The following is a 19,507-nucleotide window of genomic DNA, read 5'->3' on the forward strand; positions in this document are numbered from 1 at the left end:
TACAAAATTTAATTTAGTTTTTGAATAACAAATAAATCATTATAATGTTCAACGTTTTTAAAGTGCGTAACTATAAAATCATTTTCATTAAAGTTAGATAGATATTGTTGTATTTTAGTGGCTTTTTCTTTACCAATCCACATAAAATTAAAAATTATATAACCCTTTGGCTTTAGCAACTTTTTATAATTTGAAATAAAAGTTTCATCAAATAAAAATTCGGGCATATTTTTATCTTCAAAAATATCTATAATTATTAAATCAAAATTTTGATTAGAATGGGCAATAAAATCTTCTGCATTTTCAAGTATACAATTAAAATTTGTAATTTTATCTAATCCAAAATATTTATTAGCTAATCTAATGATATTAGCATCCAGTTCAATTCCGGTTATACTATTTTTAAATTCAAATTCTTGAACTAACGTTTTTACAACACTTCCTCCAGCGACTCCTAAAAGTAGTATTTCACTCATTTCTTTAATTTGAGTCTTGCCAATTTTTAGTAAGCCTTTTTTTAATACTTTTTGCAAGCTACCGTAGGAGTAATTCGTATTGGTAGTGTCTAATAAATAATTACCATTGTATAAAATAATTTTTAATTCATCACTTAAAGCGGATTTTTCTTTATAAATAGTGATGGGATAAAAGTAACTAAGAATTTTTTTTAACATAATAAAAGAGAAACTTGGTAAATATAATTTAAATTTACCGACTTATTTACTAGAAATGAAACAAAAAATATATCAATTTATTTTCTTTACCTTACTGGGCTGGAAACAAGAAGGAACTTTCGATAAAAATTTAAAAAAATGTGTGTTTATTGTAGTACCTCATACAAGTTGGTATGATTTCTTTATAGGAGTTATGACTCGTGGCGTTTTAGGAATAGATATTAATTGGGTTGGTAAAAAAGAATTGTTCATTTTCCCATTTAATTATTATTTTTCATGGATGGGAGGGACGCCTTTAAATAGACAAAAAAATGAAAATAAAGTAGATTCTATTGCTAAGATTTTTCATCAAAAAGAAGCTTTTCGTTTAGCTATTGCACCGGAGGGTACTCGAAAAAAAGTAGAACAATGGAAATCTGGATTTTATTATATAGCACAAAAAGCTAATGTGCCAATTGTACCTGTGGCTTTTGATTGGGGAAGAAAAACTATTATTGTTTCAGAACCATTCTACTCGACTTCAAATTATGAGGAAGATGTTAAAATATTAGAGAAAAATTTTGAAGGAGTCATCGGTAAGAAAAAAGAATTTAGTTATAAATTAAAAAAATAAAAAACCATAATCTAAGTTTTGTCGTAAATGGCAGTATAACTATAAACTTAGAATTATGAAAAAATTATTTTATTCTTTAACTTTATTGTCAATCATCCTTTCCTCTTGTTCAAATGATGATGATGATACGATGATGTCTAACCCTACACCAACTCCAGAAGCCAAGCTTATTACAACAAGCAATACTACAGGAAAAGTATCTTATTTAGATTTATTAAGCTCAACTGCAACTGCAAAATCACTAACTATTCAAAGTATGGATGCAGATGGCTCATACTATAATAGTGAAACAGATGAATTAATTATTGCTTCAAGAACCAATAACCGTCTTGAATTATATACAGGATTAAAAAATGCTGTATCAACTAACATGGACAATTTAATGTTAAAATATTCAAGTACGTCTGATTTTAACAATGCAAGAGAAATTGCAGTAATGGGAGATAAAGTAATTGTTACGCAAGATCAAAATGCTGCAAATAGTAATGTTAATAAATTACTCGTATATCAAAAAACAGCCACTGGTTTTACTTTATTAAATACCTATACAACAGGATTTAAAGTTTGGGGGATTCATATTGAAGGTACCAAATTATATGCTATAGTAGATTTAACAAGTGATTTAGTTGTTTATGATAATTTCTTCTCAAATCCGAATGGTGCTTTAACTCCAACAAAAAGGGTAACTATTGAAGGATTAGTTAGAACACATGGTATAACGTATTCAAGTACAAAAGACAGAATGGTTTTGACTGATGTTGGAAGTGCTACTTCTGATACAGATGGTGGAATTGTAGTAATTAATAACTTTAGTGTTATTATTGCTGGAACTCCAAACAATGGAACAATTGCAATGAACAGTCAAAAAAGAATTTTTGGGGCAAATTCTACATTAGGTAATCCGGTAGATTGTGCTTATGATAGTGTAACAGACAAGATTTATGTTGCAGAAAGATTAAACGGCGGAGGTAAAATTTTGACTTTTAATTTACCAACTGTTTCAGCAGATGCAACTCCTATTAATACAAGAATGGAGCCTGGTGCTACTTCTGTTTATTTACTAAGAAAGTAATTTAATTTTTTAGTTAGTTTTGGTTTCCCAGCTATTGTGGTTGTAGCTGGGATTTTTTATTTATATAATTTAAAACTACCATCTTTATAAAATACTACAATCTGCTCAATTTCGTTCTCTTTTTCATTTTTTTCTATTTTTGACATTGTTGGTTTTGTTTCAATAGTATTTTTAAACAGCTCATTTTTTGAAAATTCATGTTCCGTCGTAAATAAATCTTGTTGAAGTGGTGTTTTTATGTTATTAATTTCAGGCGATGATAGAGTAGTAGTAACGTCTTTTTCATTGTTATTTTTTGGAAAATCACCATAGCCTTTTAATAACCACATGATATCAACTTCTGAAAAATGTTCCACTATTTTTAAAATAAAATCTAAACTTGGTTTATTCCTACCAGATAGGAGATGAGAAATACTAGAACGTTGTACCTGAATTTTATCAGCAAACGAAGAAGCAGACATTCCATAATAGTCAAAAACCTTTTCTAATCTCTTAATAAATTCTTCTGATTGCATAATGTAATTGTTATTAATTTATTTTAGTTTACAAATGTAACAAATATTTCTTAATTCTTAAATTATATTAATGTAAATTCTAAAATAAAGAAGTATTAATTAAAACAAAAGCTTCAATTAAAATAATATAAAACACTGAAAATGCATATTTTAAAAATTAAATAACTTACATTATAACATTTGTAATACTTAGTAGGTATTTCTTGTTTACAATTGTAATCGATATGTAGTATTTGTTAATTTACATTTGTAAATTTATTTATTTTTACATTTGTAACATGAAAAATAGTTTACAATTAGCCAATGATTTTTTATACCATTCAATAAAAGGAAGGTATTTAATTTTAGAACAAATTGAAGTATTTCTAAATACATTACATGAAGGATTTACAATTCAAGAAATAGGTAAATCAGAATTAGGGAATAAAATTTCTAGTATAACTTTTGGTCATGGAACAACTAAGATTTTAATATGGTCTCAAATGCATGGCAATGAATCAACGACTACAAAAGGATTAATTGATTTTTTGAACTATTGTAATAAGGATACTACTTATTTCCAATTTTTATGTTCCAATTTCACTTTTGCTATAGTTCCAATGTTAAATCCAGATGGTGCACAATTATACACCCGAGAAAATGCTAATAAAGTTGATTTAAATCGTGATGCTCTAAATTGCTCTCAAGCGGAAAGTAAAGTTTTGAGAAATCTGGTTGAAATCTTTAAACCTGATTTTTGTTTCAATCTTCATGATCAACGAACCATATTCGGAATAATTGAAACTAAAAAGCCAGCTACAATGTCATTTTTAACAGCTGCATACAATGAATCTAGGGAGTTTAATACTACTAGAATTAAAGCAGCGCAGGTTATTAATGGTATTGTTAAAAATCTTGAGGAATTTATTCCTGGTCAAATTGGACGATTTGATGATACTTTTAATTTAAATTGTACAGGAGATTACTTCACAAACAAAGGTATACCTACAATTTTATTTGAAGCCGGCCATTTTAAAGATGATTATGAAAGAGATATAGTGAGAAAATACGTTTTTATTTCTTTACAATCAGCAATTTACCACATTAACGAAAACGATGTAGTTAAGAATGTTTTGGAAAATTATTTGAATATTTTTCAAAATAATAAATGTTTTGTTGATATTATTTTTAAAAATGTGAAAATTATTGAGAATAATGTAGAAAAAAACATTAACTTTGCAGTACAATTTACTGAAGTATTAAAAAATAATGGTATAGATTTTGAAGCACGAATTTATGAAGTGGATATTCTATCATCTTTATTTGGACATAGGGAATACGATGGTTTAGGTGAATTGTTTTCTTCATCTTATGGTGAAGTACCGCAAATTGGTGAAAAAGCTGATTTTTATATCGGTGAAAACCAATTTGTTAATGGAAAGTTAGTTGATTAAATATATATATATAAATAGATTATTATGAGTAAGTTTCGTTTAGATGAAGTAGATCATCAAATTTTAGACATGTTAATTGATAATACCCGAATCCCATTTACTGATATTGCTAAAAAACTATTGATTTCTGCCGGAACTGTTCACGTAAGAGTTAAGAAAATGGAAGACGCTGGAATCATTCAAGGTTCATCGTTGACGTTAGATTATGAAAAATTAGGTTATTCATTTATTGCTTACGTGGGTATCTTTTTACAAAGTACATCGCAAACTAAATTTGTATTAGAACGTATTAATGAAATCCCATTTGTAACTGTAGCTTCTGTTACAACAGGAAAATTTAATATCTTTTGTAAAATTAGAGCAAGAGATACAAGTCATGCTAAAGAAGTTATCTTCCAAATTGACGATATTGATGGCGTTTACAGAACAGAAACCATGATTTCGTTAGAGGAAAGCATTAACGATAAAAAACGATTAATGCATACAATCTTCAAAGATTTATAATAAAATTTAAAAGCTCTCTGTAGGGCTTTTTTTTATTCTTAATTTTTATTTTATGAAAAATTTATTTGAATATGAATACTCGGAATATTACGGCTATTATATAAAGTTAAATCCTGCTGAATCCATTTTAGAAGGATTAGAAAATCAAATGAATGAAACAATTTCGTTTTTTAATTCAATTACTGCTGAAAAATTGGATTATCAATATGAAAAAGGGAAATGGACACCAAAAGATATTCTTCAACACATTATCGATACAGAAAGAATTTTTACCTATAGAGCTTTATGTTTTGCCAGAAATGATAAAACACAGCTTCCAGGTTATGATGAAAATGATTTTGCCGCTAAAGCGAATGCTTCAAATAGAGCTATTATCGATTTAATTGAAGAATATAAATTGGTTAAACAAGCTACTATTATGTTATTTAAAAGTTTTGATTTAGACATGTTGCAACAAATAGGTGTAGCAAATCATACTGAAATTTCAGTTAGAGCAATTGGTTATATTTTACCCGGTCATGAAATACATCACCTAAATGTAATTAAAGAGCGTTATTTGTGATTTAATTGTTAGCTATTGGTGTATCTATTGTTTCGTATTTATTTACAAAAGAAATTCTAATTGTATTAAAAATTACATAAATTAAAAAAAACGCAAGTACTACTCCAATTAAATTGTAATTATAGAATTGCTGTAAACAATAGGAAACTTCTTGACTCTTTTGAAGTTGAACCATTGAACTTTCGATTTGATATTTTGCATAGATAAATCCTAATATACCAACGGAAATTTTTGATAAAAATAGAATCTCTAGTGCTTGAATAAAAAATTCTTGTTTTATTTGATAATTCTTAATTAAAAATAGAAAAGACATAAAAATTACTCCTATAACACAAGCTTGTAAAGAAGTATTATGCAATAATGGAAAATCTTCAAATTCTAAATTGATTGAATTTGTATTTTCTAATAAAAAATAAGTGATAATAAATTTTACTAGCATGTAGTACAATTTATAAGACACAAAAGAAAGTAAAAAAGCAGAAAAAGAAAATTTTGTAAAACTCATAATACTAAATTGAAAGTGAAACAAATAGTATTTAGAGAAGTAAATTTAATTGTGTGAACTAATATTAAATCAAATATACAAAAAAAACCTGTAATTAATTACAGGTTTTTTTATAAAATTAATCTTCGTCTTCGTCTTCGTCCTCGTCAGCTTCAGTACTATCAACATCTGAATCTACTTTATCATCATCGTCATCATCAGAATTGTCGTCGATTTCTAATTCTTTTAATGCATCTAAACTTTCATCTGGTGCATCGAAATCATCATCTTCATCATAGTTTTCAATTCTATCAGAAAGTTTAGTACTTACTTTTACCAAGTAAATAGTATCTTCAGTTCTTACTTCTACCGCTTCAATAGTCTCATTTTTAGCATTTTTAAATCGAATAATATCTGACTCATCATATCCGTCAGGGAATTTTTCAACCAAAAGGCTTAAGATTTCGTTTGTTAGCTTGGCGTAATCAACAATTACTCTTTTCATTTGGGTTATGCTTAATCAAGTTTAGTTTGTCAAATGTAATATTGAAAAATTAAAAATCAAATTTTTTTCTTTTAATTTTTTTACATAATTACCACCCTAAAATATAGGCAAAAATTAATGGGGCAACTATTGTAGCATCAGACTCAACAATAAATTTAGGAGTAGTTATGTCTAATTTACCCCAAGTGATTTTTTCGTTGGGCACTGCACCTGAATAAGATCCATAACTTGTAGTTGAATCTGAAATCTGGCAGAAATAGGCCCAAAACGGCACATCGTGCATCTCCATATCTTGATATAACATTGGAACAACACAAATAGGGAAGTCACCTGCGATACCACCACCAATTTGGAAGAATCCAATACCTTTTCCTGCACAATTTTCTTTATACCAATCAGCCAACCACATCATGTACTCAATTCCACTTTTCATTGTAGTAGCTTTAAACTCTCCTTTAATACAATAAGAAGCAAAAATATTACCCATAGTACTGTCTTCCCATCCAGGAACAACAATTGGTAAATTCTTTTCTGCTGCAGCTACCATCCAAGAATCTTTAGGGTCTATTTCGTAATATTGTTCTAAAACTCCTGAATTGATCATTTGATACATAAATTCATGTGGAAAATATCTTTCTCCTTTTGAATCTGCATTATTCCAAATATCAAATAAATGCGATTGTAGTCTTCTAAATGCTTCTTCTTCTGGAATACAAGTATCTGTTACTCTATTATAGTGATTTTCTAATAAATCCCATTCTTCTTGAGGTGATAAATCTCTATAATTAGGTACTCTTTTATAAGAATTATGAGCTACTAAATTCATAATATCTTCTTCTAGGTTAGCACCAGTACAAGAAATAATGTGAATTTTATCTTGACGAATCATTTCTGCTAATGATTTACCTAATTCTGCAGTAGACATTGCACCAGCCAGGGTAACCATCATTTTACCATTATCTAATAAATGTTCTTCATATCCTTTAGCAGCATCTACTAAAGCAGCAGCATTAAAATGTAAATAATGCTTTTCTACGAATTGACTAATTGGTCCTTTACTCATTTTTGTTTGTTTTTTATTTACGTTTAAAAAGCGGAATTAATCCGCTTCTCAATTATTCTTTATTTTTATTGTATCCTAAAATATTTAATACATCTTCTGCTTGCTGCTCTTCTGAAAATATTTCAGTCGCAATTATACCATTTTTGTCCTTATCAATCAAAATATGTTTAGGCTGTGGTAAAATGCAGTGGTGCAACCCTCCAAAACCACCAATTGTTTCTTGATAAGCACCCGTATTAAAGAAACCTATATATAATGGTTTCTCTTTATTGTATTTTGGTAAATACACGGCATTCATGTGCTGTTCAGAATTATAATAATCATCTGAATCACAAGTTAAACCACCTAAAAGTACGCGTTCATAGGTGTCGTTCCAGCGATTCACAGCTAACATAACAAATCGTTTGTTAATGGCCCATGTATCGGGTAATGTGGTAATAAATGACGAGTCAATCATGTTCCAGTTTTCTCTATCATTTTGTTTTTTCTGATATAAAACTTGATATACCGCACCGCCAGACTCACCAACGGTATAAGAACCAAATTCTGTAAAAATATGAGGTACATCAATTTCAGCATCATCACAAGCAATCTTGATTTGATTTAAGATCTCATCAATCATGTATTCATAATCATAATCAAAAGCCAGCGAGCTCTTAATTGGAAAACCTCCACCAATATTTAAACTATCTAATGAAGGACATTCTTTTTTCAAAGCTATATATACCTTCATACATTTTAATAATTCGTTCCAATAATAGGCGGTATCTCGAATTCCAGTATTAATAAAGAAGTGAAGCATTTTTAGTTCCACTTTTTTATTTTCTTGAATTTGCTTTCTGTAGAAGGGAACAATGTCTTTGTAGCCAATTCCTAATCTTGAAGTATAAAACTCAAATTTTGGTTCTTCTTCAGCTGCAATACGAATACCAATTTTAAATTTACCTTCAATTTGTTCTTGTAACAAATCTAATTCTTCAAAATTATCGATTACAGGAATGGTATTTTTATGTCCGTTATTAATGATACGAGCAATATTTTCAACATATTTGCCACGTTTAAAACCATTACAAACTACAAAAGTATTTTTGTTGATTTTACCATTTTCCATTAATTTTTCAACTATGTTAATGTCAAATGCAGAAGAAGTTTCAATGTGGATGTTGTTTTTTAAAGCCTCATTAAGAATAAATTCAAAATGCGAACTTTTTGTACAGTAGCAATAATAATATTTAGCTTCATAACCATGTTTTTCCATGGAATTACGAAACCACATTTTAGCACGATTTATATTTTGTGAAATCTTAGGTAAATAGGTAAATTTTAGAGGAGTACCGTATTCTTCAACCAATTTCATTAAATCAATGCCGTGAAATTGTAAATTGTCTTTATTTAAAGTAAATTCTTCTTGAGGGAAATAAAAAGTCTGATTAATTAAATCGAAATAATTTGTTTTCATTTGTTTTGAAAATTATTTAAGTTAGAAAAAATAAACCCGTTTTTACTAGGTAATTTTCAAACTCTAATATTTGCAAATACAATCAGTAATTTTTCGTTGTAAGCTTTTGAAATAGTAAACAAATCCACGAAATGTGAATACGAAAAAGGCCTAATTAAACTTGAGAAATTACAAGTAAAAGAAAGTTCTGTTTCTTTAAATATATAAGTATTCGTGTTTGCTGTTTTCATTGATGCAAATTTAACAAATAAAATTACGAATTTCAATTACTTTTTTTAAAAAAATCACACCCTTTTGTAATCATTAAATGCTTTGTAAATCAATGAATTATCTACAATTTGATCTATTTTAATATTTCCAATTCCGTTTAATAATGCAAATTGAACTTTTCCAAATTCATTTTTCTTGTCAAAAATCAACAGTTCAATTATCTTTTCAATATCAGAATTATTAAAATCTATTTTTTCAAAAATATCAGTAATGATATACTTTATTTCAGCATATTCTTCTTTAGTAAGTAAATTTAATTCTAATGAAATATAGCTTTCTAAGATCATTCCAACAGCAATTGCTTCACCATGAAGTAAAGTTGTTTTTTCTTCATTTTCAAGGAAATAGCTTTCAATTGCATGACCTAAGGTGTGACCAAAATTTAATGATTTTCGGATTCCATTTTCGGTTAAATCTTGTGAAACTATAGTATTTTTAATTACAATAGATTGTTTAATTAAATCGTCTAAATCATCTGTATTTAAGTTACTTATATTTTTAAATTTATCCCAATAAGTTTTATCAAATATCAAACCGTGTTTTAACATTTCAGCCAATCCAGAACGCATTTCTTTAGCTGGCAAAGTACTTAGAAAACTAGAATTAATTAGTACCGCTTTCGGCTCTTTTATAATACCAATTTGATTTTTCAACTTACCTAAATCAATGCCGTTTTTTCCACCTATAGATGCATCTACCATAGAAAGTAGAGTAGTAGGTATATTAATGAAATCAATACCTCTTTTAAAGGTACAAGCAACAAAACCTCCCAAGTCAGTAATGACTCCTCCACCTAAATTTAGAATAATACTTTTTCTATCAGCACCTAATTCAATTAAAGTTTCCCAAAGTTCAATACAGGTTGCAATGTTTTTCACTCCTTCACCTGCTTCAATTTCAATGATTTCAATTTCTACTTTTGTAGCTATATTTGAAATAAAAGAGGGTAAACAATATTCATTGGTGTGTTCGTCAACCAGAATAATAGCTTTTGAATAATTCGTTGGAATTAAAATTTGACTCAAATATTCAAAACTATTTTCATTGAAAACTATCTGATAATTATTTGCTTGAATTGCGTTCATTGAAGAATTATAAATTTCATGCAAAATAAATCAAAATAATTCAAAAAAACAGCGTTTCATTAAGTATATTTGCATTCCGAAAGAAGCTATTATTTTGCATGGAAAAAATATTTAATAATACAGAAAATGCATTCATTTTAAAATCAGATAATGAGTTAAATAGAGCTTATTTTTTATTTAAAATGATTGGCAATCCTACTTTAGTAAAAATAGGTACTTCATTAACAAATTTCGCGCTTGGCTTACATTTACCTGTGGAAGGATTGATTAGAAAAACAGTTTTTGATCATTTTTGTGGTGGTGTAAATGAACAAGACTGCCTTAAAGTTGTTGATAAAATGTACACCAAAGGCGTGTCTTCTGTTCTTGATTATTCTGTTGAAGGTAAAGAAGAAGAAGAGCAATTTGACGCGGCTTTAGCAATGACAATTAGAACTATTGATTTTGCTAAAGAAAGTCAGGCTATCCCTTTTGCAGTTTTTAAACCAACTGGTTTAGGACGCATTGATTTATATGAAAAAATTGGTGCTCAATTGCCTTTAAGTTCTTCCGAACAAAACGAATGGAATAGAGTAGTGGCTCGTTTTGAAAAAGTATGTCAATACGCATATGATAAAGATGTTACCATTTTAATTGATGCTGAAGAATCATGGATGCAAGATGCTGCTGATGATTTAGTTGAAAAAATGATGGAAAAATTCAATGTTAACAGAGCATTGATTTTTAATACGTTACAAATGTATCGTTGGGACCGTTTAGATTATTTAAAAGGGTTACACGAAAGGGCAAAAGTAAAAGGATTTCATATTGGGATGAAATTAGTTCGCGGAGCTTACATGGAAAAAGAAGCTAAACGTGCAGAGGAAAAAGGATACAAGAATCCAATTTGCCCATCAAAGCAAGCAACCGATGCTAATTTTAATGCTGGAGTTGCATACATGATGGAACATATTGATACAATGGCTATTTTTGCTGGAACACATAATGAAGACAGTTCTTATTTAGTCATGCAATTGATGGCCGAAAAAGGATTAGCAAAAAACGATCCAAGAATTTGGTTTGGCCAATTATATGGTATGAGTGATAATATAAGTTATAATTTAGCCGCTGCAGGTTATAATATTGCAAAATATTTACCATTTGGTCCCGTACGAGACGTTATGCCATATTTGATTAGACGCGCACAAGAAAATACTTCTGTAGCTGGGCAAACGGGTAGGGAGTTATCCTTAATTATCTCAGAAAGAAATAGAAGAAAATTAAAATAATCTAAACAAAAAAGACTAAGCCAAGCTTAGTCTTTTTTTTCATTGTTATTCATCATAAAAAAAACGGCACCGACTAAAGCTAGTATTACTAAACCAAAAACAATAGTCATAATTATAGCACCGTTACTCCAAGAATATAATGGCACAATTAAATTTTTCATAGGAGTTAGATTTAAAATTGATTCAAATTTAAATCTAATTTAAGGATTATTTTATGACAATTATCAGTTTAAGGCTATATTTAAAAATAGGGTTAATTTTTTGGCTCCAATTTCATTTAAATGATCACCATCATGAAAATCCTCTTTGGTAAAGTAATTTGAATCCAACAAATTAAAGTAAAGTAAAGAAGAATATTTTGTCTTTAATTTATAAGCCGTTTGAATAGTTTTCAAGAGTTGGTTTTTATCCAAATTTTGATAATAAGTAGCGTAGGTTGGAAAAGAGACTAAAATAGGCTTGATGTTGTATTTTCTTGTAAAATTCAAAATAGCAATCAATGATTTATAATTGTTTTTGTAAAGTGAATCAGATTGGGCAAAATGTCGTTTAGCAGCTTCAATTCCGGTTGTTTTTAAATCTAAATTTGAACTTGACTGAAAAGCCGTTCCATATCCTAATTTAGTTGCTGTAACTTCATTTTGACGTAATAGGTAATTTTTTATTATTCGTTTACAATTGGATTTAAAATCAACATTGAAACACTCAAAATTATCTTGAAATTTGTTTCTTATAGATAAGTGGTGGTAAATTTTGTAGTTTTTAATTCGCCAATCTTCGTCTGAATGGTTTAACTCTTCAAATAAAGAAAAATAATCCAACGGAATAATCACATATTTTAATTTTTTCCATTTCGACTCATATTTTTTCAGAAATGCATAGTCTATATTTAAGGATTGTGAAATATGGCCTAAATTATATGCTTTTTTAGAACAATATTCTGGACGAATACCATAGAACGTATGTGAATTTCCTAGATACAACACTTCAATTTCAGAAGCATTTTTAATTAAGTATTGTCTTTTTAATTGGTAATCATTGGGTATTGAACGTAGTAATAATTCAAATAGAATTAAAAATACAACAAACGGTAAAGTTTGAATGAAAAGAAATTGTACATATCGAATTACTTGATTTTTCAAGACAAAAATTTATTTCTAATTTCTTCATTTGGAATCATACAAGCCTCTTTTTTACCATACCATTTGTATCTATTCCTTGCAATATAATCATAAACCAAATCTTTAATTGAATTTGGAATAAAATTTAAAAGCAACACCCATTGATAGCCTGTTTTGAGTTCTTTTAAAATAGAAAAAACGGCTTGAGATTTAATATAATAAGCAACTCCAGGTTCATACAATACAATACTGTCTATAGTATTGGAAATCCCCAAATATTTTATAATTTCTTTTCCTTTATCACTTTGTAACGCAACAAATCGGAATACATCTTTATTGTCGTGTTTTATAATGAAATTAATTTTAGCATTGCAATAATTGCATACACCATCAAACAGTATTATTTTTTTATCCTTTGGAAAATCCATTACTTAATATCCATTATAAGTTTAAAAATCAAATTCAAAAAACAATTTCTAAATTTTTTACAGAGGCTGAATCCATTCTAATTCTTCAAGTGCAACTTTGGAAGTAAATATTCCGTAATTTACGGTTGCTTTGTTTTTTTCAATTTTGTCAATAGTACCAATCGATTTTCCGTCTTTCATACGTACTCTATCACCCACTTTCAACACAACTTTTGGTTTATTTTCTTCCGCTTTCTGAGCTTTTATTTTCTTTTCTTTTTTCTCTTTACGGATTTCTTCTACTTTAACTTGCACTTCAGCTTCTACTTGTTTTTCAACAATTTCTTTTTGTTTTTTCTCTTTAGCCGATAGTTTTTTTCGTTTTGAATTTTCAATTTCAACCATCTTTAAAAATTCACCAATTAAAGATTTTTTGTCTTTATTGTTAAAATATTTTTCCGAAATATCATCAATTTTTTGCCCCATATAAATCAAACGCTGATTGGCATCATACATTTCTTGATAGCGTTCTAATTTTTCTTGAATTTTGGCATTGATTTTTTCCATTTTCTGACTTTCCTCACGAGCTTTAGATTCTTCTTCTTTTAAAATAGTAGAAGTTTTTTCTAATTTGGAACGTTCTTTTTGTAAAGTTGCAATGGTTTTATCAAATCGAACTTTTGTATTTTCAATTTTCTTCTTTGCACGATTAATCAATCCATAAGGAATTCCGTTTTTCTGAGCAACTTCAAAAGTAAATGAACTACCTGGTTGACCTAAATGTAATTTAAACATGGGCTCCAGTGATTTTTCATCAAATAACATATTGGCATTACTCGCAAAAGGCAATTCATTTGCTAAAATTTTTAAATTTGTATAATGTGTTGTAATAATACCAAATGCCTCTCGGGCATAAAATTCCTCTAAAAATGTTTCAGCCAAAGCACCGCCCAATTCTGGATCAGAACCGGTTCCAAATTCATCAATTAAAAATAAGGTTTTAGCATTACATTTTTTCAAAAAGTAATTCATATTTTTTAATCGATAGCTATACGTGCTTAAATGATTTTCTATGGATTGATTGTCACCTATATCTGTTAAAATTCGATCGAACAAGAAAGTTGTACTTCGCTCATGAACAGGAATTAACATTCCGGATTGCAACATCAATTGTAATAATCCCACTGTTTTTAAAGATATGGTTTTACCCCCAGCATTGGGACCGGAAATTACAATTATGCGATTTTCATTATCTAAATCAATGGTTTGTGGATAAGTTACTTTTCCTTCTTCTTTGTTTTTTAAATAGAGGATAGGATGGAAAGCTTCTCTAAAGAACAAATGCTTTTCTTCAGTGATTTCAGGTAAAATCGCATTGATTTTATGTGCATATTTTGCTTTAGAAGCAATGACATCCATATCACTTAAAAAATCTTGATACTCATTTAAAGTACTGACAAATGGTCGAATAGACGTTGATAGATTTCTTAAAATCTTAATAATTTCTTCACGTTCTTCGTATTCCAAATTATTTAATTCACGAGAATATTTCAAAGTCGTTTCAGGCTCAATATAAGCAATACTTCCTGTTTTAGAATTACCTAAAATAGTACCTTTTACTTTTTTACGATACATGGCTGAAACTGCTAAAACTCTACGATTATCAACAATAGTTTCTTTAATTTCATCCAAATAACCTAGTGCGTTATAATGCGACAATGCCATACCGAAACTCTGATTGATTTTACCACGAACCAATTGAATATTTCTTCGAATATTTACTAAATCTGGCGAAGCATCATCTTTAATCTCACCATACTTATCAACTACTTCATCAATGGCACGAGCTATGACAGTTGTAAATTCAATTTGAAGTGATTTTTGAAAAAGTTGTGGGTAATATTCTTTAAATTTTTTTAAAAATAGAATGTATTGATTGGCCGTTTTATTAATTTGATAGATTTTTCGAATACTGGCTAATTCTAAAAAACTATCTTCAATTGCTAACAATTTCAAATCGTTTGTAATGGTTTCAAAGCCGTGGTTAGGCAAAGCATTATTGTTTGAAAAAGAAGCTAAATATTCGTTGGTATAGTCTAATTCGGCAAGTAATTCTTCTTTGTTTTTAAAAGGTTGAATTTGAAGTGCTTTTTCACTACCAAGTTCAGTATTGCATCGTTCTGAAATGGTTTGTAAAATGGTATTAAATTCTAAATCTTTTAAGGTCTTTTCGTTTATAGCAATCATTTTTAATAAAATAAAAATCAAATTTACAAAGTAATTATCTTTGTAAAAAATAAAGAAACTACTTTTATGTTAGATTGTACCATTGAAAATTCTTGGAAATCATTTTTTGATACAGAAACCCCAAAAGATTATTTTAAAAAAATAGAACAAAATGTACTTTCTGAATATGAAAATCACATTTGTTTTCCGCCAAAAGAATTAATTTTCAATGCCTTCCATCAATGTGATTTATCTAATTTAAAAGTTGTCATACTAGGGCAAGATCCTTATCATGGAACAGGAGAGGCACATGGATTAGCCTTTTCAGTTCTCGAAGGAATTGCTATTCCTCCCAGTTTAAAAAATATATTCATTGAAATTCAAAATTCACAAAACGCTGTGTTTTTTCCAACTTCGGGAAATTTAGAACACTGGGCCAAACAAGGTGTTTTATTGTTGAATGCAACTTTAACGGTTCGAAAAGATCTTGCAAATAGTCATAAACATATTCCTTGGCAACAATTTACTGATCGCGTGATTGAATACATTTCAAAGGAGAAAGAAGATATTATTTTTTTGCTTTGGGGAAGTTTTGCTCAAAAAAAGAAAAAATTAATAGATACGACTAAACATGTTGTTTTAGAAAGTGGACATCCATCACCCTTAAGCGCTAATAGAGGGTTGTGGTTTGGTAACAATCATTTTAACCTGACTAACGAAATACTTAAAAAACAAGGAAAACCCGAAATAGAATGGTGATTATAATCTAAGAATTCCTAAAATTTCCTCACCTAAAAATGGCCCACCAGGGTAATGTGCGGTATAATCCATGTTAAGCCAAATTTTATCATCTTCATCTCTATGAATAAACAACACTTTTCCTTTAGTTAAATTTTTAAATAGTTCGTTTTTGATAATGTAAACTACTTGTTCTAAATCTTTGGCTTTTCCAATTAATAGTTCAGGATACATATGTCGTCCCGTATGAATTAAACGCATGGTTCCACCAATAGATTTTATTGTTGCAGCCATTAAAATTGCATGATCATCACAATCTCCTGAAAAATAAGTTAAACTTTCGCTAGCATTGGCAAAATATTCGTCTGTTTTAGGATCATTAACATAATTCCATCTCGAATTAATTTCAGTAAATACAGCAAAATATTGAATATATTTTCTGTTTTCTGGTTGAAGTTTAGCCTCTTTTTTAAAATGTTTATTTACACAATACAAAGCAAAATTTCTAACTTTTGGATTCAAATAATCGACACTTTCTTCAACCCGTTTTTTATTTGGAAACGGAAGCAAGGTATTTGGTTTTACAGCTTCATTTTCATAATTATCATCTGCATTATAAACGATTATTCTATAAGCATCAACAACCTTGAAAAAAGAATAATTACCTTCAAGTGATGCTATAATAAAAGTAGACAAATAAATTAAAAATGAAAGTATTAATTTTTTTCTAAATTTATAAACTAAATAGAAAAAAACAGAAAAAATTAACAAAAAAAGTACTATTTTATCAATTGGAATTTCCCAATTTAAATCAAAAATATTTTTCCTAAAAAAAACAAAAACCGGAATTGAAATTAAAAATGAAAGTACAATTACAATAGCAGTAGACCACCATTTATTTTCATAAATCGTCGTCTGCCATTGATTTAATTTCATTAGCAATTTACTCATGTTTTTAAAAAGAAAAAGGTATCAATTAAGATACCACTTTTGCATATTCTAATTTATTTTTTATCAAATTTAATTTAAAAAGTTGATTTTGAATTACATTAAATGTTTTTTCATCTAATTGTTTTTGGGACCAATGGGTTTTAGATAACCATAATTGAATATCTTCCAACTTTTGGCCGTAGCGTTCCGCTAAATTTCGATCAATACTTGGAATGAATTTAAATTCTTCAGTTGTAGTATTAATTATGTCTAAAATTTGTTCAACTATTGTCTTATTGTTAGCTAGGAATTCATTTCGAACCGCAATTACAAAACACGGCCATGGAGTAGGGCATTCTCCAATTCTTTTAAATATTCCATTATCTACCAATGGTTTAGTGGTGAATTTTTCCCACATGAAATAAGCCGCTTTTCCTGTTGAAAGTGCATCAATTGCCCCATCAACATTATTCACAATTTCAAATTCTAAATTTGCTGTATTCCAATTTTGTTTCTCGGCATTAACAACCGCCATTAAATGGGAACCAGAGCCTGGTCTACTTATAGCCACTTTAGTATTTTCTAAATCTGAAACAGTGGAATAGGAAGCATTTTTATCAACATGAATTCCCCAAATCAATGGAGATTGCACATATTGTTGAATAATACTACTCTCATTGCCATCAGTAATGTCTTTAACAATACCTTCTGTTAAAATTATAGCTAAATCGGTCTCATTATTTCGAAGCATTTGACACATTTTCCCAGTACCTTCAGGAACATCAGTCCATTGAACATCCAAACCAACTTCTTCAAATTCGCCACTTTCAATACACAAATGCCAAGGTAAATTGAAATGCTCTGGAACACCAGCTATTCTGATTGTTTTCATATTTTATTTTTATAATCTGATTGTAACAATTGCCACCATTTCCAAATAACGCCTTCTTTATCTGGATATTCTTCTTTAAAGTTAAATCCAACTTTATTTAATACCTGATTAGACGCACCATTTTGAGCATGTGTGTATGCATTAAGTTCGTCAATACGCATTGTTTGAAAAGCATAATTTAACCAAGCTAAAGATGCTTCAGTTGCAATTCCTTTATTCCAAAATTTTTCATTTAATCGATAGCCATAATCATAGAAATTAGTATTTCCATTTTCTACATGATCAGTTACAAATTTTAAACCCGTCCAACCTACAAATTCTCCGGTTTCCTTCAATACAGTTGCAAATCTTCCTATACCATTATCTACATATTGTTTTTGAACAAATTCAATAATCTGAATTGTTTCTGAAATATCCTTTGTTGGATTTTGCCATAAATATTGATGTACATTCGGATTATTATCCATAGCAAACATCGCTTCTGCATCAGAAATTTCCAAAGGTCGAAGTATTAATCGTGGTGTTTCAATATTTAAAATCATTTGTTAGTTTTTTCAATATAAATTATAAGTATAAAAATTGTAATTAAAAAAGTAAAACCATTTTTAGTTCTTACAGTAAAACCATTATTGTCTTTTTCATCTGAATCAATATCTAAATAATAATTTATATTTTTTTGAAACTTATCATTTAATGGAAAATTCAAAATTTGAAAATATAGCCATCGTAAAACTCCACCAAATCCATAAACAAATTGTTGTAATAAATACCCCATTTATTCAACCAACTTCATCAATGTATATTCAATTAATTGATCGACAGTTTTATATGGATCTTCACTAAATGTACCATTTGCTCTATTGGCAATAATTGCATTTAACGACAAACATTGATGTCCTAATAATTTCCCTAAACCATAAATAGCTCCGGTTTCCATTTCTAAATTAGTCATTCTAGTTCCATTAAAATTAAAAGCATCCATTTTGGTATTTAATTCAGGATCTTGAATATTTAAACGTAAAACACGACCTTGAGGACCATAAAATCCACCTGCAGTTCCGGTAAAACCTTTAAAGATTTGATTACTTTCAAATTTTTTAATTAAAGCATCACTTCCAGCAATAACATAAGGGCGCCCTTTTTTCAAATCCCAATTGGTTTGAGCTATGAAAGCTTCTTCCATTTCTTTTTCAGAAATACTATCAATAAGGTAAGAACGTAACATATTATCTAATCCCAATCCATAAGCACTCATAACCATTGAATCTACTGGAATATCCGCTTGTAAAGACCCCGAAGTTCCAACACGTACAATATTTAAAGACGTTAATTCATCTTTAACTGTTCTTGTATTCAAATCGATATTGACAAGAGCGTCTAATTCATTCATAACAATGTCAATATTATCAGGACCAATTCCCGTAGACATTACTGTAATTCTTTTCCCTTTATAAGTACCGGTTTGCGTTTTAAATTCACGTTTTTGAGTATTAAACTCGATAGAATCGAAATGTTTTGTGATTTTTTCAACTCTATTTTGGTCACCAACAAAAATGATATCTTTTGCAATTTGCTCTGGTTTTAAATTGATGTGATAAACACTTCCGTCTGGGTTTAATATTAATTCTGAACTTTGTATCATAATTTAGTTTGTTTAAAAATTGAACTTGTTTTCAGTTGTGCTGT

At 28.7% G+C, this 19,507-nt stretch carries 24 protein-coding genes; 7 read left to right on the plus strand and 17 right to left on the minus strand.

The features are described from left to right. Positions 1 to 8: 8 nt before the first annotated feature. Positions 9 to 674: a spermidine synthase gene (locus KQS_RS06680; RefSeq protein ID WP_014388429.1), complete on the minus strand. Its 666-nt coding sequence runs from the start codon at positions 672 to 674 to the stop codon at positions 9 to 11. Positions 675 to 729: 55 nt separating this feature from the next. Here KQS_RS06680 and KQS_RS06685 point away from each other — a divergent pair, with 55 nt between their 5' ends. Together KQS_RS06685 and KQS_RS06690 are read left to right on the plus strand one after the other, a co-directional pair. After that, positions 730 to 1,287, plus strand: coding sequence for a 1-acyl-sn-glycerol-3-phosphate acyltransferase (locus KQS_RS06685; RefSeq protein WP_014388430.1), 558 nt, complete (start codon positions 730 to 732; stop codon positions 1,285 to 1,287). A 55-nt stretch (positions 1,288 to 1,342) separates the two neighbouring features. Beyond that, positions 1,343 to 2,359 carry a hypothetical protein gene (locus KQS_RS06690; protein WP_014388431.1) on the plus strand — a complete coding sequence of 339 codons (1,017 nt, stop codon included), beginning with the start codon at positions 1,343 to 1,345 and terminating at the stop codon, positions 2,357 to 2,359. 56 nt (positions 2,360 to 2,415) lie between these two features. Here the strand turns inward: KQS_RS06690 and KQS_RS06695 are convergent, their stop codons facing one another. After that, a complete protein-coding gene (locus KQS_RS06695; protein ID WP_014388432.1) occupies positions 2,416 to 2,874 on the minus strand; it encodes a helix-turn-helix domain-containing protein in 459 nt (152 codons plus the stop codon). Between the two features lie 278 nt (positions 2,875 to 3,152). On the opposite strand from KQS_RS06695, the gene KQS_RS06700 reads away from it, so the two are divergent. The 3 genes from KQS_RS06700 to KQS_RS06710 are packed head-to-tail and all read left to right on the plus strand — an operon-like array spanning position 3,153 to position 5,373. After that, on the plus strand, positions 3,153 to 4,307 hold the full coding sequence (locus KQS_RS06700) for a M14 family metallopeptidase (RefSeq protein WP_014388433.1): 1,155 nt from the start codon (positions 3,153 to 3,155) through the stop codon (positions 4,305 to 4,307). A 24-nt stretch (positions 4,308 to 4,331) separates the two neighbouring features. Further along, positions 4,332 to 4,811 (plus strand): Lrp/AsnC family transcriptional regulator, encoded by a 480-nt coding sequence (locus KQS_RS06705; protein ID WP_014388434.1) that lies wholly within the window; start codon positions 4,332 to 4,334, stop codon positions 4,809 to 4,811. A 52-nt stretch (positions 4,812 to 4,863) separates the two neighbouring features. Next, positions 4,864 to 5,373: a DinB family protein gene (locus KQS_RS06710; RefSeq protein ID WP_014388435.1), complete on the plus strand. Its 510-nt coding sequence runs from the start codon at positions 4,864 to 4,866 to the stop codon at positions 5,371 to 5,373. A gap of 1 nt (position 5,374) precedes the next feature. Here the strand turns inward: KQS_RS06710 and KQS_RS06715 are convergent, their stop codons facing one another. The 6 genes from KQS_RS06715 to aroB form a co-directional block, all read right to left on the minus strand. Further along, on the minus strand, positions 5,375 to 5,812 hold the full coding sequence (locus tag KQS_RS06715) for a hypothetical protein (protein WP_157868400.1): 438 nt from the start codon (positions 5,810 to 5,812) through the stop codon (positions 5,375 to 5,377). A 184-nt stretch (positions 5,813 to 5,996) separates the two neighbouring features. Then, positions 5,997 to 6,362 carry a hypothetical protein gene (locus KQS_RS06720; RefSeq protein WP_014388437.1) on the minus strand — a complete coding sequence of 122 codons (366 nt, stop codon included), beginning with the start codon at positions 6,360 to 6,362 and terminating at the stop codon, positions 5,997 to 5,999. Positions 6,363 to 6,450: 88 nt separating this feature from the next. Then, positions 6,451 to 7,425: a deoxyhypusine synthase family protein gene (locus KQS_RS06725; RefSeq protein WP_014388438.1), complete on the minus strand. Its 975-nt coding sequence runs from the start codon at positions 7,423 to 7,425 to the stop codon at positions 6,451 to 6,453. 52 nt (positions 7,426 to 7,477) lie between these two features. After that, on the minus strand, positions 7,478 to 8,884 hold the full coding sequence (locus KQS_RS06730; RefSeq protein ID WP_014388439.1) for a type III PLP-dependent enzyme domain-containing protein: 1,407 nt from the start codon (positions 8,882 to 8,884) through the stop codon (positions 7,478 to 7,480). 56 nt (positions 8,885 to 8,940) lie between these two features. Further along, positions 8,941 to 9,114: a hypothetical protein gene (locus KQS_RS14375; protein ID WP_157868401.1), complete on the minus strand. Its 174-nt coding sequence runs from the start codon at positions 9,112 to 9,114 to the stop codon at positions 8,941 to 8,943. A gap of 54 nt (positions 9,115 to 9,168) precedes the next feature. Continuing rightward, positions 9,169 to 10,239, minus strand: a complete 1,071-nt coding sequence (gene aroB, locus KQS_RS06735) for a 3-dehydroquinate synthase (protein WP_014388440.1) — start codon at positions 10,237 to 10,239, stop codon at positions 9,169 to 9,171. 98 nt (positions 10,240 to 10,337) lie between these two features. Here aroB and KQS_RS06740 point away from each other — a divergent pair, with 98 nt between their 5' ends. Continuing rightward, the gene (locus tag KQS_RS06740; RefSeq protein WP_014388441.1) at positions 10,338 to 11,507 is read left to right on the plus strand and encodes a proline dehydrogenase family protein; all 1,170 of its coding nucleotides are present in this window, start codon (positions 10,338 to 10,340) and stop codon (positions 11,505 to 11,507) included. 26 nt (positions 11,508 to 11,533) lie between these two features. On the opposite strand, the gene KQS_RS14675 is transcribed toward KQS_RS06740, so the two are convergent. The 4 genes from KQS_RS14675 to KQS_RS06755 all read right to left on the minus strand — a co-directional run bounded on the left by KQS_RS14675 (position 11,534) and on the right by KQS_RS06755 (position 15,282). Continuing rightward, complete coding sequence (locus tag KQS_RS14675) at positions 11,534 to 11,668, minus strand: hypothetical protein (protein WP_014388442.1); 135 nt, start codon at positions 11,666 to 11,668, stop codon at positions 11,534 to 11,536. Between the two features lie 63 nt (positions 11,669 to 11,731). Beyond that, complete coding sequence (locus tag KQS_RS06745; RefSeq protein ID WP_014388443.1) at positions 11,732 to 12,649, minus strand: SGNH/GDSL hydrolase family protein; 918 nt, start codon at positions 12,647 to 12,649, stop codon at positions 11,732 to 11,734. Beyond that, the gene (locus KQS_RS06750; RefSeq protein WP_014388444.1) at positions 12,646 to 13,056 is read right to left on the minus strand and encodes a thiol-disulfide oxidoreductase DCC family protein; all 411 of its coding nucleotides are present in this window, start codon (positions 13,054 to 13,056) and stop codon (positions 12,646 to 12,648) included. Before KQS_RS06750 ends, KQS_RS06745 begins: the two co-directional genes overlap by 4 nt. Positions 13,057 to 13,113: 57 nt before the next feature. Further along, positions 13,114 to 15,282 (minus strand): endonuclease MutS2, encoded by a 2,169-nt coding sequence (locus KQS_RS06755; RefSeq protein WP_014388445.1) that lies wholly within the window; start codon positions 15,280 to 15,282, stop codon positions 13,114 to 13,116. A 66-nt stretch (positions 15,283 to 15,348) separates the two neighbouring features. On the opposite strand from KQS_RS06755, the gene ung reads away from it, so the two are divergent. Further along, positions 15,349 to 16,020: a uracil-DNA glycosylase gene (gene ung, locus KQS_RS06760; RefSeq protein WP_014388446.1), complete on the plus strand. Its 672-nt coding sequence runs from the start codon at positions 15,349 to 15,351 to the stop codon at positions 16,018 to 16,020. Here the strand turns inward: ung and KQS_RS06765 are convergent, their stop codons facing one another. Genes KQS_RS06765 through KQS_RS06785 form a run of 5 tightly spaced genes read right to left on the minus strand, consistent with a single transcriptional unit; the run spans position 16,021 to position 19,463 of the window. Then, a complete protein-coding gene (locus KQS_RS06765) occupies positions 16,021 to 16,950 on the minus strand; it encodes a transglutaminase-like domain-containing protein (protein WP_041252032.1) in 930 nt (309 codons plus the stop codon). Positions 16,951 to 16,975: 25 nt separating this feature from the next. After that, on the minus strand, positions 16,976 to 17,821 hold the full coding sequence (locus KQS_RS06770; protein WP_014388448.1) for a substrate-binding domain-containing protein: 846 nt from the start codon (positions 17,819 to 17,821) through the stop codon (positions 16,976 to 16,978). Continuing rightward, positions 17,818 to 18,363 (minus strand): GNAT family N-acetyltransferase, encoded by a 546-nt coding sequence (locus KQS_RS06775; RefSeq protein ID WP_014388449.1) that lies wholly within the window; start codon positions 18,361 to 18,363, stop codon positions 17,818 to 17,820. Before KQS_RS06775 ends, KQS_RS06770 begins: the two co-directional genes overlap by 4 nt. After that, positions 18,360 to 18,596 carry a hypothetical protein gene (locus KQS_RS06780; RefSeq protein WP_014388450.1) on the minus strand — a complete coding sequence of 79 codons (237 nt, stop codon included), beginning with the start codon at positions 18,594 to 18,596 and terminating at the stop codon, positions 18,360 to 18,362. Before KQS_RS06780 ends, KQS_RS06775 begins: the two co-directional genes overlap by 4 nt. After that, positions 18,597 to 19,463, minus strand: a complete 867-nt coding sequence (locus KQS_RS06785) for a nucleoside phosphorylase (RefSeq protein WP_014388451.1) — start codon at positions 19,461 to 19,463, stop codon at positions 18,597 to 18,599. Positions 19,464 to 19,507: the final 44 nt, after the last annotated feature.

This window comes from Flavobacterium indicum GPTSA100-9 = DSM 17447 (assembly GCF_000455605.1).
GTDB classification, from domain to species: Bacteria; Bacteroidota; Bacteroidia; order Flavobacteriales; family Flavobacteriaceae; genus Flavobacterium; species Flavobacterium indicum.

Coding starts and splice junctions, on each gene's coding strand:
- KQS_RS06680 (WP_014388429.1), bottom strand. CDS start 674: ATGTTAAAAAAAATTCTTAGTTACTTTTATCCCATCACTATTTATAAA.
- KQS_RS06685 (WP_014388430.1), top strand. CDS start 730: ATGAAACAAAAAATATATCAATTTATTTTCTTTACCTTACTGGGCTGG.
- KQS_RS06690 (WP_014388431.1), top strand. CDS start 1,343: ATGAAAAAATTATTTTATTCTTTAACTTTATTGTCAATCATCCTTTCC.
- KQS_RS06695 (WP_014388432.1), bottom strand. CDS start 2,874: ATGCAATCAGAAGAATTTATTAAGAGATTAGAAAAGGTTTTTGACTAT.
- KQS_RS06700 (WP_014388433.1), top strand. CDS start 3,153: ATGAAAAATAGTTTACAATTAGCCAATGATTTTTTATACCATTCAATA.
- KQS_RS06705 (WP_014388434.1), top strand. CDS start 4,332: ATGAGTAAGTTTCGTTTAGATGAAGTAGATCATCAAATTTTAGACATG.
- KQS_RS06710 (WP_014388435.1), top strand. CDS start 4,864: ATGAAAAATTTATTTGAATATGAATACTCGGAATATTACGGCTATTAT.
- KQS_RS06715 (WP_157868400.1), bottom strand. CDS start 5,812: ATGCTAGTAAAATTTATTATCACTTATTTTTTATTAGAAAATACAAAT.
- KQS_RS06720 (WP_014388437.1), bottom strand. CDS start 6,362: ATGAAAAGAGTAATTGTTGATTACGCCAAGCTAACAAACGAAATCTTA.
- KQS_RS06725 (WP_014388438.1), bottom strand. CDS start 7,425: ATGAGTAAAGGACCAATTAGTCAATTCGTAGAAAAGCATTATTTACAT.
- KQS_RS06730 (WP_014388439.1), bottom strand. CDS start 8,884: ATGAAAACAAATTATTTCGATTTAATTAATCAGACTTTTTATTTCCCT.
- KQS_RS14375 (WP_157868401.1), bottom strand. CDS start 9,114: ATGAAAACAGCAAACACGAATACTTATATATTTAAAGAAACAGAACTT.
- aroB (WP_014388440.1), bottom strand. CDS start 10,239: ATGAACGCAATTCAAGCAAATAATTATCAGATAGTTTTCAATGAAAAT.
- KQS_RS06740 (WP_014388441.1), top strand. CDS start 10,338: ATGGAAAAAATATTTAATAATACAGAAAATGCATTCATTTTAAAATCA.
- KQS_RS14675 (WP_014388442.1), bottom strand. CDS start 11,668: ATGAAAAATTTAATTGTGCCATTATATTCTTGGAGTAACGGTGCTATA.
- KQS_RS06750 (WP_014388444.1), bottom strand. CDS start 13,056: ATGGATTTTCCAAAGGATAAAAAAATAATACTGTTTGATGGTGTATGC.
- KQS_RS06755 (WP_014388445.1), bottom strand. CDS start 15,282: ATGATTGCTATAAACGAAAAGACCTTAAAAGATTTAGAATTTAATACC.
- ung (WP_014388446.1), top strand. CDS start 15,349: ATGTTAGATTGTACCATTGAAAATTCTTGGAAATCATTTTTTGATACA.
- KQS_RS06765 (WP_041252032.1), bottom strand. CDS start 16,950: ATGAGTAAATTGCTAATGAAATTAAATCAATGGCAGACGACGATTTAT.
- KQS_RS06770 (WP_014388448.1), bottom strand. CDS start 17,821: ATGAAAACAATCAGAATAGCTGGTGTTCCAGAGCATTTCAATTTACCT.
- KQS_RS06775 (WP_014388449.1), bottom strand. CDS start 18,363: ATGATTTTAAATATTGAAACACCACGATTAATACTTCGACCTTTGGAA.
- KQS_RS06780 (WP_014388450.1), bottom strand. CDS start 18,596: ATGGGGTATTTATTACAACAATTTGTTTATGGATTTGGTGGAGTTTTA.
- KQS_RS06785 (WP_014388451.1), bottom strand. CDS start 19,463: ATGATACAAAGTTCAGAATTAATATTAAACCCAGACGGAAGTGTTTAT.